12 protein-coding genes are annotated in these 15272 nt (G+C 72.9%); all 12 read right to left on the bottom strand.

Annotated elements, in window-relative coordinates; all coding sequences use genetic code 11:
- Nucleotide 1: 1 nt before the first annotated feature.
- Nucleotides 2–550 carry a peptide deformylase gene (def, locus tag ABT294_RS16960; RefSeq protein ID WP_350806607.1) on the bottom strand — a complete coding sequence of 183 codons (549 nt, stop codon included), beginning with the start codon at nucleotides 548–550 and terminating at the stop codon, nucleotides 2–4.
- A 25-nt stretch (nucleotides 551–575) separates the two neighbouring features.
- Nucleotides 576–1895, bottom strand: a complete 1320-nt coding sequence (locus tag ABT294_RS16955; RefSeq protein WP_350806605.1) for a hypothetical protein — start codon at nucleotides 1893–1895, stop codon at nucleotides 576–578.
- Nucleotides 1896–1932: 37 nt separating this feature from the next.
- Nucleotides 1933–3429, bottom strand: coding sequence for a hypothetical protein (locus tag ABT294_RS16950; RefSeq protein WP_350806604.1), 1497 nt, complete (start codon nucleotides 3427–3429; stop codon nucleotides 1933–1935).
- Nucleotides 3430–3478: 49 nt separating this feature from the next.
- Entirely contained in the window at nucleotides 3479–5926 is a 2448-nt protein-coding gene (locus tag ABT294_RS16945; RefSeq protein WP_350806603.1) for a primosomal protein N', read from the bottom strand.
- Between the two features lie 194 nt (nucleotides 5927–6120).
- A complete protein-coding gene (locus ABT294_RS16940; RefSeq protein WP_350806600.1) occupies nucleotides 6121–7392 on the bottom strand; it encodes a helix-turn-helix transcriptional regulator in 1272 nt (423 codons plus the stop codon).
- Nucleotides 7389–9674 carry an ATP-binding protein gene (locus tag ABT294_RS16935; protein ID WP_350806599.1) on the bottom strand — a complete coding sequence of 762 codons (2286 nt, stop codon included), beginning with the start codon at nucleotides 9672–9674 and terminating at the stop codon, nucleotides 7389–7391. The genes ABT294_RS16940 and ABT294_RS16935 overlap by 4 nt, the downstream gene beginning before the upstream one ends.
- Before the next feature lie 147 nt (nucleotides 9675–9821).
- On the bottom strand, nucleotides 9822–11009 hold the full coding sequence (gene metK, locus ABT294_RS16930; RefSeq protein WP_350806597.1) for a methionine adenosyltransferase: 1188 nt from the start codon (nucleotides 11007–11009) through the stop codon (nucleotides 9822–9824).
- 141 nt (nucleotides 11010–11150) lie between these two features.
- Nucleotides 11151–11513 carry a hypothetical protein gene (locus tag ABT294_RS16925; protein ID WP_350806596.1) on the bottom strand — a complete coding sequence of 121 codons (363 nt, stop codon included), beginning with the start codon at nucleotides 11511–11513 and terminating at the stop codon, nucleotides 11151–11153.
- A 430-nt stretch (nucleotides 11514–11943) separates the two neighbouring features.
- On the bottom strand, nucleotides 11944–13299 hold the full coding sequence (gene coaBC, locus ABT294_RS16920; RefSeq protein WP_350806595.1) for a bifunctional phosphopantothenoylcysteine decarboxylase/phosphopantothenate--cysteine ligase CoaBC: 1356 nt from the start codon (nucleotides 13297–13299) through the stop codon (nucleotides 11944–11946).
- Between the two features lie 8 nt (nucleotides 13300–13307).
- A complete protein-coding gene (gene rpoZ / locus ABT294_RS16915) occupies nucleotides 13308–13577 on the bottom strand; it encodes a DNA-directed RNA polymerase subunit omega (RefSeq protein WP_214327606.1) in 270 nt (89 codons plus the stop codon).
- A gap of 5 nt (nucleotides 13578–13582) precedes the next feature.
- Nucleotides 13583–14155, bottom strand: coding sequence for a guanylate kinase (gene gmk, locus ABT294_RS16910; RefSeq protein ID WP_350806671.1), 573 nt, complete (start codon nucleotides 14153–14155; stop codon nucleotides 13583–13585).
- Nucleotides 14156–14295: 140 nt separating this feature from the next.
- Nucleotides 14296–14619 carry an integration host factor, actinobacterial type gene (gene mihF / locus ABT294_RS16905; RefSeq protein WP_020541698.1) on the bottom strand — a complete coding sequence of 108 codons (324 nt, stop codon included), beginning with the start codon at nucleotides 14617–14619 and terminating at the stop codon, nucleotides 14296–14298.
- Nucleotides 14620–15272 lie beyond the last annotated feature (653 nt).

Here is a 15272-nt window from a genome sequence, read left to right as displayed (position 1 = left end):
GTCAGAGGGCCTTTCCGCCGGTGGCGTGCGGGGAGTACTTCACGACGGGGGCGGCCAGGCCGCTCCACTCGGCCTCGCGGATGGCCTTCATGGCGAGCTTGCGCTGCTTGGCGTCCATCCGGTCGATGAACAGGATGCCGTCGAGGTGGTCGGTCTCGTGCTGGAAGCAGCGGGCCATCAGGTCGGTGCCCTCGAGCGTGACGGGCTCGCCGTGCATGTCGAAGCCCTTGGCGACGGCGCGGATGGCGCGCGGCGTGGGGAAGGACAGGCCGGGGAACGACAGACAGCCCTCCTCGCCCTCTTCGTCCTTGTCGTCGGACAGGTCGAGGTCGGGGTTGATCAGGTGGCCGAGCCGCTCGTCGACGTAGTACGTGAACACGCGCAGGCCGACGCCGATCTGCGGGGCGGCCAGGCCGGCGCCCGGCGCGTCCATCATCGTGTCGGTGAGGTCTTTGACCAGTTTGCGGAGCTCCTTGTCGAAGTCGACGACGGGAGCCGCCGGGGTGCGCAGCACGGGGTCTCCGAACAGCCGGATCGACTGGATGGACAAGGGGCAACTCCGTTTCTCGGGTGGATCAGCCCAGTTTAGTGTGCGCCAGGGACCGGGCCTTCATCGCCGCCTTGCGGGCCGCCTTGATCACGGCCTGGTCGTCGTGCGCGTTGGCGAGCATGTCGAGGACGGCGACGGTGTCGGGGTGCCCGACGGCGGGCATCTCGTCGACGAGCTTGATCAGGTCTTCCGGCGGTTCGGCGGTGTCGAGCGGGCCCGACAGGTACATCAGCGCGGCCAGCGAGTCGACGGCGATCCAGGTGTGGTCGTCGGGGCTGAGGGTGGGGGCTTCGAGGTCGCGGATGTGCAGCCAGGACGCGGCGTAGCGGCGCATCAGCGGCAGGTCGAGCGCCTCCCGTACGGGAGCCTCGGCCTCGGGCCCCAGCTCCTCCAGGATCGCCCCGACCGCGCCGCGCTGACCGGCCGTGCCGGACGCGGCGATCCCGACCAGGTCGGCGGCGGCCTCCTCGGGCGCGCGGCGCTCCAGCCACCCGGCGACGGCGCTCTGCGTCGCCGTGCCCCTGACCAGGGCCTCCACCAGCTCGGCCGCCGAGAGGTCGGCGAAGACCTGAACCTCGGCCGCCGTGGGCGCGTCGTGGCCCTCCCGCAGCAGGTCTCTGCGGATGGCCCAGACGCCGAGCGGGGTGAGCGCGGTACGCCCGGACGCGGTCTGCTCGACCAGCCCGCAGTACGTCAGCAGCGACAGCGCCTCGAGCAGTTCGGACGGCAGCGAGGCGGCGAGCCTGCGCATCATCGGCGTTCCCGGCGCGCAGGCCACCTCGTGGGACTGCAGGATGCCCCGGGCCAGGTTGGCGATCGCCACCCCCGAGCGCACCGAGTAGATCGTGGCCAGCATCTCCGCCAGGTGGCCGTCGACGACGGCGGAGCCGGTCAGGCCCTCGTCGGCGCGGTCGAGGACGTCCATGACGACGCCGTCCCAGAACTCCAGCGTGGCCTCGACGGTGAGCTGGGCCGGGAGCGGACCCCGCGACGCGCTCCCGCGCAGGATCTGCAGCAGGCCGGTGTTGACGGCGACGATCCAGACGAGCCTGAGCCGGGACGCGGGCACGCTCAGCTCCTTGACGGCGGCCTCGGCGTCGGCCGCGGGCAGCAGCCCCTCAGCGGTGACCGGGCGGGTGCCGGTCCAGTTGGCGAGCCTGACGGCGTCGGCGACCAGCGGCACCGTGGGCACCATCCGCGCCAGCTCGGCGTCGGCCGCCAGCACCACGGGCGGGAAGGTGAGCGCCTCGTGGTCGGCGGGGGCCTTCTCCGGCTGCCGCGGCACGGCGGCCTGCTCATCGATCAGCTTGCGCAGCTCGGCGAGGTCGAAGACGTTGTTTGCCACTCAGGAAACTTACTGCACGGGAGTAACAGAGACGTACTCAACGGATCGCACGGGAGCGGGCTTTGAAGGCCGCCTTGCGCGCCGCCTTGGCGACCGTGCCGTCGGACAGCGAGCGTCCGAGCAGCTCCAGCACCTCGACCACGTCGGGGTGGTCGACGCGCCACATCTCCTCGATCAGATGGGCGGGCGGGCCGGACGCGGCGATGTTCTCGGCGAACATCTCGGGGTCGGCCTCGGCCGCGGGCAGGGCCAGGGCGAGCATGTCGACGCTGACCCAGAGCAGTTCGTCCTGGGTGAGGGACGGCGCGGGCAGCCCGCGGGCGGCGAGCCAGTGGATGGCGTGCGGCCGCAGCTCCTGGTCCTCCAGGCAGTCGCGGACCGCCGGCTCGGCCTCCGCGCCCAGCCGGTCGACGATGGTGACGGCGATGCCGCGGGCGACGGCGGGCGCGCCGGAGGCGGCGGCGAGCAGTTCGGCGGCGGCCGTTCCCTGCCCGCGACCGGCCAGCCAGCGGCTGATGTCGTCCTCCGCCAGCTCGGTCGGGACGCCGTCGAGCAGGCCCTCGATGAGCGCCACGGCGTCGGCCTCGGCCAGGTCGGCGGCCTGGGGGGCGTCGAGGCCGAGCGTCAGGTAGTGCTCGCGCAGCGCCCAGACGGCCAGCGGGGTGAGCCCGGCCGTGTCGCCCTCGACCTGGACCAGGCCGCACCACGACAGCCGGTCGAGCGCCTCGGGGACGGACACCTGGGCGCCGTCGCCCATCTCCTCCAGGTAGTCGCCGACGACGGAGACGGGGGCCCGCACCTGGAGCCGGTAGAGCATGTCGAACAGGTCGTAGAGCTCCTCGTCGAGCTCGCGGGAGCCGGTGATCGCGCCGCCGGTGTCGTGCTCGACCAGGTGGGCGACGATCTGCGCCCATCGCTGGAGCGGCTCGCCGCCGGTGACGCCCGCGAACAGGCTCAGGTACGGCTCGCGGTCGAGTTCCGCCAGCAGCGGAACGCCCGCCAGCGCCTCGGCGAGGTCGTCGGGCGTCGCGAGCCGCACGGCGGGCAGCGGCGTGCAGCCGGGGCAGTCGCAGGGCGCCTCCCCCAGGTCGGGCACCTCCCCCGACGGGATCTGGATCGACTGCTCCAGCGACTCGGGGCCGATCGAGCTGAACAGGCTCTTGGCCATGCCGAAGTTGGCCGTGTCGGCGAGCGCCTCGGCCATCCGGGGCGCGATCTCGGCCAGCCGCTCGCGCATCGCCGCCGCGGTCTCGGCACTGACCTCGGACCTGTCGCGCAGGAAGGCCACCAGGGTCTCGGCGGCGGCCACGGTCTCCGCGGCGCTCTCGGGCGGCGCGATGACCTTGCGAGGGTAGATGGAGAGCAGCAGCTCGTCGAAGGTCTCGGGAGTGAAGTCGCCCGGCGCGTTGACGTTCAGGTAGTCGCTGGCGTAGTCGCAGAGGAGGCGGACCTCGTCCGCGTCCACCTCGACGTTTCCCGCGCGCCCCCATGCGCGCAGGTCGTCGACGGCCCGGTTCACCCATTCGATCGACACAGGGAGACGCTAACGGCTGGCCAACAGATGAGCGAATCGGGGAAAACGTCTAAATCAGGTCGAGCGGGTCGACACACACCCTCACGACATCCGCCGCCTTACGCGCCGCTCGCACCCCACTGGCCCCTTTGAGCGCGGCGGCCAGCGCCGCCCCACCGCCGCGCGGGGTCCGGATCATGGCGCGTTCCCGGTCCTCGTCGATCGGGACCGGCCCGAGCACCTGCGCGGACGGCGGCAGGCGCAGCTCGTCCAGCATCTGCCTGACGGCGCTGGCGACGCCGCTGAGCGTCGCCATCCGCACGGCGGGCGGGAACCCCAGCTCGGCGCGCTCGGCCAGCTCGCGCTCGGCGTGCGTGATCGGGTCCCACCGCAGCAGCGCCTGGACGGCGGGCAGCACGGCGTCAGCGAGCACGACCAGCTCGGCGGCCGGACGGAGCAGCGCGGCGGCGTTCATCCACCGCCGCAGCGCCTCCTCGGCGGCCCGCAGGTCGGCCCGGCCGAGCAGCGCCCACCCGTCGAGCAGGACGGCCGCCGCGTACCCGCCCTCGGCGACGGGCTCCGCGCCCGGCGTGGCGACGACCAGGGCCCGCGACGACGGAACGGTGGCCAGCACGCCGTCGCGCCCCGACGTGCGCACGGGAATGGATGGGAAGGCTCTGCCCAGCTCCTCGGCGGTGCGCCTGGCTCCGACGACCACGGCCCGCAGCCTACGGCTGCCGCAGGCCGGACACCGCCAGGCGGCGTCCACCCGCCCGCACCAGCGGCAGTAGGGGGCCGCGTGCCCGCCCCTGAGCGCCAGCGGCCCGTGACACAGCACCCTGGACGGCCCGGCCCCGCCGACGGAGAGCGACCCGGCGGACGGGTCACTGACGGAGTGACCGCTGATGGAGGGACCGCCGGCGGAAGACTCGCGCACGCCTCCGGCACCGCCCCCGGCGGGCTGGCGCACGCGACCGGCACGGCCCTCGGCGGGCTGGTGCACGCCACCAGCGCCCCTGGAAGGCTCGGGGGTGCCTGCGGCGTCGCCTCCGGCCGGATCGAGCAGGCCGAGGGTTCCGGGCGCGTCCGGGATCAGGAGGGCGGCGGCCGACCGGGTGGGCGGGAGGGCGCAGCGAGCCGGGGCGCGGCAGTGCTGGCAGGCGAGCGCGGGCAGGTAGCCGCGCCTGGGCACCTGGATCAGCACCGGGCCGCTCTCCAGCCCCTGCCGCAGCGCCCGCCAGGCCACGCTGGGCAGCCTCGCCTGGCGGGCCGCCTGGTCCTTGGCCAGTTCGGCGTCCTCGCCGGCCGGACGGACGCGCGGGGCCAGCCTCCTGATCGTCTCGCGGGCGGCGACGAGCGGCCTGGCCCAGCCGGTGGCGATGAGCTGGGTGGCCTCGGCGGTGCGGGTGTACCCGCCGATCAGCATGGCCGCCCCGGCCCGATGCGCCCGCAGCGCCAGCACCTCTCGGGCGTGCGGGTACGGGGCCAGCCGCTCGGCGTGCAGGTCGTCGCCGTCGTCCCAGATGACCGTCAGCCCGAGGTCACGTACGGGAGCGAAGACGGCGCCCCTGGTGCCGACGACCGCCCGCACCTGCCCGCGCAGCGCCCGCAGCCACCGCCGATACCGTTCGGCGGGGCCCAGGTCGGCGGTGAGCGCCACGTGCCTGCCGGGCCCGAGCAGCCGGGAGAGCTCGGCGTCGAGCAGCGCGACGTCCTTGCCGTCGGGCACCGCGACGACGGCACCCCGCCCTCCGGCCAGCGTGGCGGCCACGGCCTCGGCCACGGGCGCGGCCCAGCCGACGGCTCCCGGCAGCGCCGACCACACGGCCCGCGGCGCGCGGCCGTTCCGCAGCGCGTCGAGGAACGACGCCCCCATCGGATACGCCGCCCAGGCCCCCGGCTCGCCACCGACCGCGCCACTGGAAGCGGGACCGGCCGGGGCGCCGGAATCGGAGGCGACGGCGGGCTCCTCAGGCGCGAGCTCCTCAGCTGCCGGGGCCTCAGCGGCGGTCTCAGCCGCCGTAGCCTCAGCCGCCGTCTCAGCCGCCGGGGCCTCAGCCGCGCTCTTGGCCGCCGGGGCCTCGGCCTCCGCCCTGGCGTGCCGCGGCGGCACCGCCAGGCGGAGGACGTCGGCCAGGGTGCCGGCGTAGCGGTCGGCGACGGCCCTGGCCAGCGAGGCGATCTCGGGCGTCAGGACGCGCTCCGGCGAGACGACCCGTTCGAGGGGGGCCAGCCTGCCCTGGTGGCCGCTGCTCTCGGCCCGTTCCAGGACGAAGCCGTCGACGAGCTTGCCCGCGAAGCGGACCCGCACCCGCACCCCCGGCTGGGCCGTCTCGTGCATCGTCTCCGGCACCAGGTAGTCGAAGGGCCGGTCGAGGTGGGACAGCGGGTTGTCGACCGCCACCCGGGCGACCGGACTGGCGGGCGCGGGCACGGGCGCGCCTCTGCCTCCGGTCGCCGCCGTCTCCGCGGGCCGCACGGCGTCGAGCGGCAGGAGGGCGTCGTCGGAGTCGGTCACGCATTACGTCTACCAGACGCGGGCACCCCCGACGTCCGCGCCGCCTCAGCGGCCGGGACGGGACGGCTGGTGCCAGCGGGTGTCGGGCGAATGCGGCCCAGGACCCCTCCCATGGACCGGCTGCGGAAATTCGTCACCCGCTGGCATGTCAACAGTTAGGCGTACCGGGCCCACCGACGCATCGGGAGGAATGCCTATCTGTTTACCGAAGCCGTCACCCAGGCGGCGACGTGCGTGCGCGAAACGAGGTCTCCCTTGGCCAGGATGTTGCGGACGTGCGCGTCGACCGTCCGCTTGGAGATGACGAGCCGGTCGGCGATCTGCGGGTTCGTCAGCCCCTGCCCGATCAGCACCGCCACTTCCAGCTCCCGCTCGCTGAGAACCGGCTCCGCGGGCGCGCCGGACGGGCGGGCCTCGTGGCCCGCGCCCGGCCGCGTCGCGGCGCCGTACCGGGCCGCCAGCCGCGTGCGGTCCCGCTCCCCCAGGTGCTCCATGCCGACCTGTCTGAACGCCTCCAGCATCCGATACCGGACGCCCCGCGCCCCCGGCGCGCGCAGCAGCACCGAGCTGTCCACCAGGTCGCCGAGCACCGCCGTGACCCGCGCCTCCGGCAGCCCGGCGTCCACGCCGACGGCCTCGGCCACCTCCAGCTCGAACTCGCCCTCCAGCACCGACAGCGCCGCCCACAACGCCCGCTGCTCGGCCCCGCACAGCTCGTGGCTCCAGTCCACGAGCGCGCGCAGGTCGCGCTGCCGAGGCAGGGCGCTGGTGGTGCCCGCGGCGGGCAGCGGACGCCGCTCGCGCAGCCTGCCGAGCAGCTCGGCGGCCGACAGCGAGCGCAGGCAGGCGGCGGCCAGCTCGACGGCGAGCGGCAGCCCGTCGAGCCGCCGGCAGAGCTCCGCCACCGTGTCCCTGACCTGGCCGGTCAGTTCGAAGCCGGGGTCGACGGCCGCCGCGCGCTCGGCGAACAGCGTCACCGCGTCGCCGACGGGGAGCGGCCTGACGTGCAGGACGCGCTGGCCGTCCACGCCGGGGGGCCGCCGCGCGGTGGCGACGATCCGGGCGTCGGGCGTCCACCGCAGCACCGTCTCGACCAGCCGCGACACCGGCGCGGAAAGGTGCTCGCAGGTGTCGAGCACCAGCAGCGCGCGGTGGCCGCGCAGCACCGCCGCCACCCCCTCGGACGTGCTGACCTCCGGCCTGCCGAGCACGCCCGCCACCTGCCCGATCAACGCCCGCTCCGCGGTGACGGACGACAGCTCCGCGTACCAGAGGCCGCCGGGGAAGCGCCGCCTGGCCTGCCTGGCGATCACGGCCGCCAGCCTGCTCTTGCCCACTCCTCCGGGGCCCGTGACGGTGAGCAGCCTGCTCTCCGACAGCGCGGCCAGCCCCTCGGCCACCTCGGACGCGCGTCCGACGAAGCTGCTGTACTCGGCGGGCAGGTTGCCCTTCGCCCGTCCTGTCATGCTTCCTCCCTCCGGAGGGCGCCGGGCCGCCGTCGCCTGATCACCCAGGCGGCGATCTGGCTGCGTCCGGAGAAGCCGAGTTTGGTGAGGATGTTCTCCACGTGCGTGTCGACCGTGCGGCGGGCCACGACCAGGCGCTGCGCGATGAGCCGGTTGGTCAGCCCGTCGGCGACCAGTTCGGCCACGTCCGTCTCGCGGGGGGTGAGGGGCGCCCAGATCGACACGTCCGCCGTCTCATCCTGGTCGGGGCCGGACGACAGCGCGTAGGCGATCGCCTCCTCCGCAGGCATGGCCCTGCCCGCCTCCGTCTCCCTGGCGTACTGGGCGCCGAGCGCCGCGCGCAGCTCCCGGTGGTAGCGGGCGCCCTCGGCCGCGAAGTACGGCGAGCCGAACAGCGGGTTGACCTCGTACCCCCACAGCCGGTGCGCCGCGCTGAGCAGCCGCACCGCGCGCGACGGGTTGCCCTGGTCGGCGGCCAACCAGCCGAGCACCTCGACGCAGAACGCGCGGCCGAACGTGGCCTGCAGGGACGCCTGGGTGCGCAGCGCCGACCGCGCCATCTCCTGCGCCTGCTCCAGCTCCCCGCGCAGGCGGCGGACCAGCGCGAGCGCCAGTTCCGCCCACGCCGCCGTGCCGCCGTCGCCCGCCTCCAGGCTGAGGGCGCGGGCCCGGGTGAGCACCTCGTCCGCCTCGCCGGTGCGTCCCGCGAGCAGCAGCGTGAGCCCGAGTTCGACGGTGGCGGTGAGCAGGACCAGCCCGCCGCGCGGCGCCAGCCCTTCGACGCTCTCGCGCAGGTGCCGCTCCGCCCCCTCCAGGTCGCCCTCGCAGAAGCTCAGCGTGCCGAGCATCTTGGACGTGCGCAGCCCGCCGAGCGCCCCCAGGCGGGCCGCGGGCGCCTCGGCCTCGTCCAGTGCCCTGCGCGCGGCGGGCAGGTCGCCCCGGGCGAGCGCCAGGTGGGCCAGCTGCAGCCAGGCGCCGAGCCGCGCCCGGTCGGAGCCCTGGGTGACGGGCAGCAGTCGTTCCAGATAACGCCTGCCGTACCCGGCCATGCCGCCGAACACCCACAGGTACCCGAGGCGCAGGCTCATCTCCAGGCCGCGCTCGCGGCCCTCCGTGTCGGCTGCGTAGGACTCCAGTGCGGCCCTGAAGTTGGGCCAGTCGGCCCTGATCCGCGCGACCTCATCCACCCTGTCGTGTTCGTCGCTGTCGTGTTCGTCTTGGTCGCTGCCGAAGGTGCTGGCCAGGGCCGCGTAGTGGTCGCGGTGGCGGGCGCGCAGCCGGTCCGCCTCCGCGGTGCCGTCAAGGCGGGCGGCGGCGAACTCGCGGACGCTGTCGAGCATCCGGTACCGGGTGCGCTCGCGGTCGGGCTCCCTGTTCACGATGGACTTCTCCACCAGGGCCGCCAGCGTGGGATACACCTGGGAGTCGGGCAGCGCCTCGTCCGAGCAGACCGACTCGGCCGCCGCGAGGTCGAACGTGCCCGCGAAGACGGTCAGCCGCTCCCACAGCAGGCGTTCCGCGGGCGTGCACAGGTCGTGGCTCCAGGCGATCGCGGCCTGCATGGTGGAGTGCCTGCCCCTGCGCCCGTCCGCCGGGCCGAGGGGGCCGCCCTCGTCCATGAGCTTCAGCAGCCGCTCGACGGGCAGCAGCCTGACGCGCACGGCGGCCAGCTCGATGGCCAGCGGGATGCCCTCCAGCCGGCGGCAGAGCTCCGCCACGTGCGGCGCGTTCTCCTCGGTCAGCTCGAAGGACGCGTCCACGGCCGTGACCCGGTCGAGGAAGAGCGCCACGGACTCCACGTGCGCGAGATCGGCCGACGGTTCGGCCCCCGGCACGGCCAGCGGCCTGACGATGACCGAGTGCTCCCCGGGGGCGCGCAGTGCGTGCCTGCTCGTCACCAGCACGTGCAGGCCCGGCGCGGCGGGCAGCAGCGCCTGCACCAGCGCCGAGCACTCCTCCGTCAGATGCTCGCAGGTGTCGAGCACCAGCAGCAGCCTGCGTTCCGCCAGGTGCCCCGCCAGGTCGCCGGTGACCTCAAGGGCCTGGGCGACGGCCTGCTCGGGGTCGTTGTGCCCGGCCAGCTCGACGAAGTGCACGCCGTCGGTGAAGGCCCGCCGCATCAGCTGCGCCGCCCGGGCGGCGACGCGGGTCTTGCCCACCCCGGCGATGCCGGTGACGGTGACGAGCCGGCTGCGCTGGAGCATCCGCCGGACGTCCGCGACCTCGTGGCGGCGTCCCACGAAGCTGGTCGTCGCGGTGGGCAGCGTGGCACGCCATGGCATGATCCCAGTCCCTCGAACGCGTCTGCCTACCTCGACGATAGGCCCGGACTGATCCACGTTATAGGGATCTTCGGGGTGAAAGCACTTCCGGGAAAAGCACAGATGCCGCATCCCATCAACGGGACGCGGCATCGGTACGGGTCAACGTCACAGACCGGCGGCGGCCCTCAGCGCCTCGGCGCGGTCGGTGGACTCCCAGGAGAAGCCCTCACGGCCGAAGTGGCCGTACGCGGCGGTCTCGGAGTAGATCGGACGCAGCAGGTCGAGATCGCGGATGATCGCGGCCGGGCGCAGGTCGAACACCTGGAGCACGGCCTCCTGGATCTTCTCCACCTGCACCTTCTCGGTGCCGAACGTCTCGACGAACAGCCCGACCGGCTGCGCCTTGCCGATGGCGTAGGCGACCTGCACCTCGCAGCGGTCGGCCAGCCCCGCGGCCACCACGTTCTTGGCCACCCAGCGCATCGCGTAGGCCGCGGAACGGTCGACCTTGGACGGGTCCTTGCCGGAGAAGGCGCCGCCACCGTGCCGGGCCATGCCGCCGTAGGTGTCGATGATGATCTTGCGACCGGTGAGGCCGGCGTCGCCCATCGGGCCGCCGATCTCGAACCGGCCGGTCGGGTTGACCAGCAGCCGGTAGCCCTCGGTGTCGATGTCGAGGCCGGCGAGCACCGGGTCGACCACGTGCTCCTTGATGTCGGGCGTCAGCATCTCGGCGAGGTCGATCTCGGCCGCGTGCTGGGTGGAGACCACCACCGTGTCGAGCCGGACCGGCGTGTCGCCGTCGTACTCGATGGTGACCTGCGTCTTGCCGTCGGGACGCAGGTACGGCACCGTGCCCGACTTGCGGACCTCCGACAGCCGCTGCGCCAGCCGGTGGGCCAGCATGATCGGCAGCGGCATCAGCTCGGGGGTCTCACGGCAGGCGTAGCCGAACATCAGGCCCTGGTCACCGGCGCCCTGGCGGTCGAGCTCGTCGATGTCGCCGCCGACACGGTGCTCGTAGGCGTCGTCGACGCCCTGGGCGATGTCGGGCGACTGGGCGCCGATGGACACCGACACGCCGCACGAGGCGCCGTCGAAGCCCTTGTGCGAGGCGTCGTAGCCGATCTCAAGGATCTTCTCGCGGATGACGCCGGGGATGTCGACGTAGGTCTCGGTCGTGACCTCGCCTGCGACGTGGACCTGGCCGGTAGTGATCATCGTCTCGACGGCGACCCGGCTCTTGGGGTCGTCCTTGAGCATGGTGTCGAGAATCGCGTCACTGATCTGGTCGGCGATCTTGTCCGGGTGGCCTTCTGTGACCGACTCGGAGGTGAACAGGCGACGTGACAACTCAGTGGCTCCTCATGCAGCGGCTGCTGACGGATGTGCGGCTCGGGCGGGCAGGACACGCCAGGGCCTCGCCGAAGTCTAGCCCTACCGGCCGCCAAGTCGCGAAACCATCCGCTATCCGACTTTATTAAAGATCCGTTCTCAAAGATCGGGAAGTGGATCGGGAGGCAGGGTCTCCGGCGCGAAGATCTCCGCGTCGGCGGCCGCGACGACGGCGGCGTACTCCTCGTCGAACTCGAACGCCATCACCCCCAACTCGATGACCGGGCCCGGCATGATCGGCCCGAGCCTGGTGTGGCGCGGGAACGTCACGTGCACCGAGACCGGGCGGTCGCTCCTGAGCGTCCTGGTGGCGAGGACCGAGATGGCCCTGTCGGTCACCACGACCAGGAAGTTCGCGGCCCCCGGCGGCCCCACGGACACCGCGGGGAAGACGTACCTGATCTCCCCCTGGCCCCCGAGCAGCGTCCTGCAACGATCCCTGACAGCGGAACTCACCGGCATTCCGTCCCCCTTCGAGCCCAGTATCAGCAGGCATCCGGGCGTGTCGCAACAGTCGATCTGGTATGACTCACCTCAAAACGATCAGCCGACCGGGGGACGGAGCAGGATCCGGCGGATCGGCCGACGCAGAGTGACGAGAACGACCCGCGGCGCGGCACCGCGTGACCACGACACGCCCAGAGCCGCGCACGGCCGCTCGTGAGCCGCCAGACGGCGTGTCCCGCGTTCGCTCACAGCGGGAGAGCCCCCAGACGGCGCCGATCATGGGCGTCCTGGAAACCGGAGCAGCAGGCTGAAAGCGCCGTCCAAGAGGGTCACGCCTGGACGGGAGGACTCGCGGCAGACGGGCGTTCAGGGCGGCCAGACGAGGCAACCAGCGTGATCCTCCGGGCCGATCAGACGAAGCTGTCGGAGTGATCGTCCAGGACGGTCAGACGAGGCGGTCGGCGACCAGGTTCCAGACGGCGTCGGCGACGTTCTCCTTGGGGCCGCGCGGCACCTCGACCGGCTCCCCTCCCGCGACGAGCACGGTGGCCGCGTTGTCGGGCGTGCCGAACGCGAGCCCGCGCCCGACCTGGTTGACGACGAGCAGGTCGCACCCCTTGCGGGCGAGCTTGGCCTGGCCGTTGGCGAGCACGTCGTCGGTCTCGGCCGCGAACCCGACGATGACCCGAGGCCCGGCGGCCACCCGCGCCTCGCCCTGCGGCAGCGCGTCACCCTCAGCGGACGCTCCGGCCTGCGGGCGCACCCCAGCGCCCGCGTCCACTCCGGCCTGCGCGCCCACCTCTGCCCTCGCGGACACCCCGGCTCGCGGGCCCGCTTCAGCCTTCGCGGACGCCCCGGCTCGGGCGGCCCTGCGGCGCTCGCCGAGCTCGGCGAGGATGTCCGGATTCTTGGCCAGATGGATGGGCTCAGGCTCCCCATCCGTCTTCTTGATCTTGGAGTCGCGCGAGGTCGCGGGCCGGAAGTCGGCCACGGCCGCCGCCATGACCACGACATCGGCGTCGGCGGACGCGGCCAGCACCGCCTCACGCAGCTCCGCCGTGGACTCCACCCGCACCACCTTGGCCCCGGCCGGATCGGGCAGTTCGACGTTGGCGGCCACGAGGGTCACCTCGGCCCCCCGGGCCACGGCCGTGCGAGCCAGGGCGTACCCCTGCAGCCCGGACGACCGGTTCCCGATGAACCGGACCGGGTCGATGGCCTCGCGGGTGCCGCCTGCGGAGACGACCACCCTGCGCCCGGCAAGGTCGCGCGGGCTCCCTCGCAGCACCCTCCGGCACACCGCGAAGATCTCGGCGGGGTCGGGCAGCCGCCCGGGGCCGGTGTCGGCGCCGGTGAGGCGGCCGACGGCGGGGTCGAGGACGACGGCGCCGCGCTCGCGCAGGGTCGCGACGTTCGCGCGGGTCGCCGCGTGCTGCCACATCTCCGTGTGCATCGCGGGTGCGAACACCACCGGGCAGCGCGCGGTCAGCAAGGTGTTGGTGAGCAGGTCGCCGGCGAGCCCGTGGGCGGCCCTGGCGAGGACGTCGGCCGTCGCGGGCGCCACCACGACGAGCTCGGCCTGCTGGCCGATGCGCACGTGGGGCACCTCGTGCACGTTCTCCCACACCTCGGTCGTCACCGGGTTGCCCGACAGGGCGGCCCAGGTGGGCTCGCCCACGAACCGCAGCGCGTCGCGGGTCGGGACGACCCGCACCTCGTGCCCGGACTCGGTGAACAGGCGCAGCAGCTCACACGCCTTGTAGGCGGCGATGCCGCCGCTGACACCCAGGACGACCTTCATCGAAGGGGTCAGACCGCGCCTTCGATGGGCTCGGCGTTGAGCAGGCCCTCGGAGACCTCGCGCAGCGCGATGGACAGCGGCTTCTCCTGGGCGTGCGTCTCGACCAGCGGCCCGACGTACTCCAGCAGGCCCTCGCCGAGCTGGGAGTAGTAGGCGTTGATCTGGCGGGCCCGCTTGGCACCCATGATCACCAGCGAGTACTTGCTGTCGACGATGTCGAGCAGCGAGTCGATCGAAGGGTTGGTGATGCCCTCTGCGGCGGGGGCGATTCCTGCCACGATTGTCAGACCTCTCGGTTGGTGGTTGTCGTGACCCCCTGAGGGTCAGTCATCAAGGCTATCAGCCGGACGCACACTTCTTGGACGCTCGTGTTCACCAGCGAGAGGTCGAACTCTTTCTCGGCCGCCATCTCGACACGCCCGGCGGCCAGACGGCGCGCGATGACGTCCTCGGGCTCGGTTCCGCGTCCGCGCAGCCGCTTCTCCAGCTCCTCCCAGCTGGGGGGAGCCAGGAACACCAGCAGGGCGTCGGGCATGGTCTGCCGCACCTGCCTGGCGCCTTCGAGGTCGATCTCCAGGAGCGTGGGGACGCCCGCGGCGAGCTTCTCCTGGACCGGCTCGCGTGGCGTGCCGTACCTGTTGCCCGCGAACTCCGCCCACTCGAGCAGCTCTCCGGCCTGCACCAGCCGGTCGAACTCGGCGCCGTCTACGAAGTAGTAGTGGACCCCGTTCACCTCGCCGGGCCGGGGTCGCCTGGTGGTCACCGAGACCGACAGCCACACCTCGGGGTGTGCCCGCCGGAGCTCGGCGACGACCGTGGACTTGCCGACGCCTGACGGTCCGGACAGGACCGTCAGCCGTCGCTCGCTCGAGGGGAGGAAGTCGCCGACCTTTGTTCCAGGCCCGACTGCCTCGTAGGCCCTAACACTGCCGGACCGGGACCTGTCGGTCACTTCCTACCCCCCGTTTGAACCCGCGTTTTCGTGTGGAACCGAGATTAGCTCTCGTTGCCACCGAACTCGCGCTCGAGGGAGGCCCTCTGGTTCGCGCCGAGACCCCGCACACGGCGGGACTCGGCGATGGCAAGCCGCTCCATGAGCTGCTTGGCGCGGACCTTGCCCACGCCAGGGAGCGACTCCAGAAGCGCCGACACCTTCATCTTGCCGATGACGTCGTCGGTCTGCCCATCCTTGAGCACCTCAGCCAGAGAAACCGCGCCATGCTTGAGCCGGTTCTTGACCTCGGCACGCTCTTTACGGGCCTTGGCAGCCTTCTCCAGGGCTGCGGCGCGCTGCTCAGGGGTCAGGGGAGGAAGAGCCACGCCGGGTCACCTCGAATTTCTGTCGATGTACTCGGACGGGAAGGGAAACTAGCTGGTCATCGCCCCCTAAGCAACGTCAAAGGCAGTTTCTCTCATCACAAAGTCCACTTCATCACTCTCCGCGACGGTAAAACTACCTACTGCTGATCAAATCGCCCTCACTTCCCCCTTCGCGTTGCCGCACGCCGGACGCCGAGCGGCTACCGTGCAGATCGTCGCCGCGCCGACAGCAGCCGTCCGAAACCGTGGCGTCGCGGAGTCCGAAACCCTTGCTGGAGCGGGGATTCCGCCGTTTCACGGGGTCCGCGCGTGGGGTATTGTGGATCTTGTACGGCGCGGGACGGCGCCACCGGCGAGGCCACCACCGCCTGGCTTCGCCGGCTACGGCTTCTGACGCGTGCGCACGGCACCCCCGGCCCCGCCCGCGACGATCCGACGTCCCGCCCGCCGCGCACACTCCAGGCAAGGCCGTCCGCTCCCGCGAACGGCCGGCAGCCGTCCGTCCCGCCGCAACCCAGCGCGCGTACGCACACCCGCGCCGGCGAACGGTCACGTCGGCGGCGCAAGCCGAAGGCCCTCACCGGCCCCAGGCCCACCACCGTGGGCCAAGCGCAACCGGTCGTGGAACCCCATGACCAGCACGACCGCGTGTG

Origin of the sequence: Nonomuraea sp. NPDC000554, from assembly GCF_040300065.1 — a bacterium.
Taxonomy (GTDB): domain Bacteria; phylum Actinomycetota; class Actinomycetes; order Streptosporangiales; family Streptosporangiaceae; genus Nonomuraea.
Note: the sequence above shows the minus strand (reverse complement) of the source record. Positions and strands in the feature narration are given on the sequence as shown.

What these genes read in the sequence shown, in the direction of transcription:
- ABT294_RS16940 (WP_350806600.1), bottom strand. Translation starts at nt 7,392, where the DNA reads ATGACAGGACGGGCGAAGGGCAACCTGCCCGCCGAGTACAGCAGCTTC.
- ABT294_RS16935 (WP_350806599.1), bottom strand. Translation starts at nt 9,674, where the DNA reads ATGCCATGGCGTGCCACGCTGCCCACCGCGACGACCAGCTTCGTGGGA.
- ABT294_RS16925 (WP_350806596.1), bottom strand. Translation starts at nt 11,513, where the DNA reads ATGCCGGTGAGTTCCGCTGTCAGGGATCGTTGCAGGACGCTGCTCGGG.
- coaBC (WP_350806595.1), bottom strand. Translation starts at nt 13,299, where the DNA reads ATGAAGGTCGTCCTGGGTGTCAGCGGCGGCATCGCCGCCTACAAGGCG.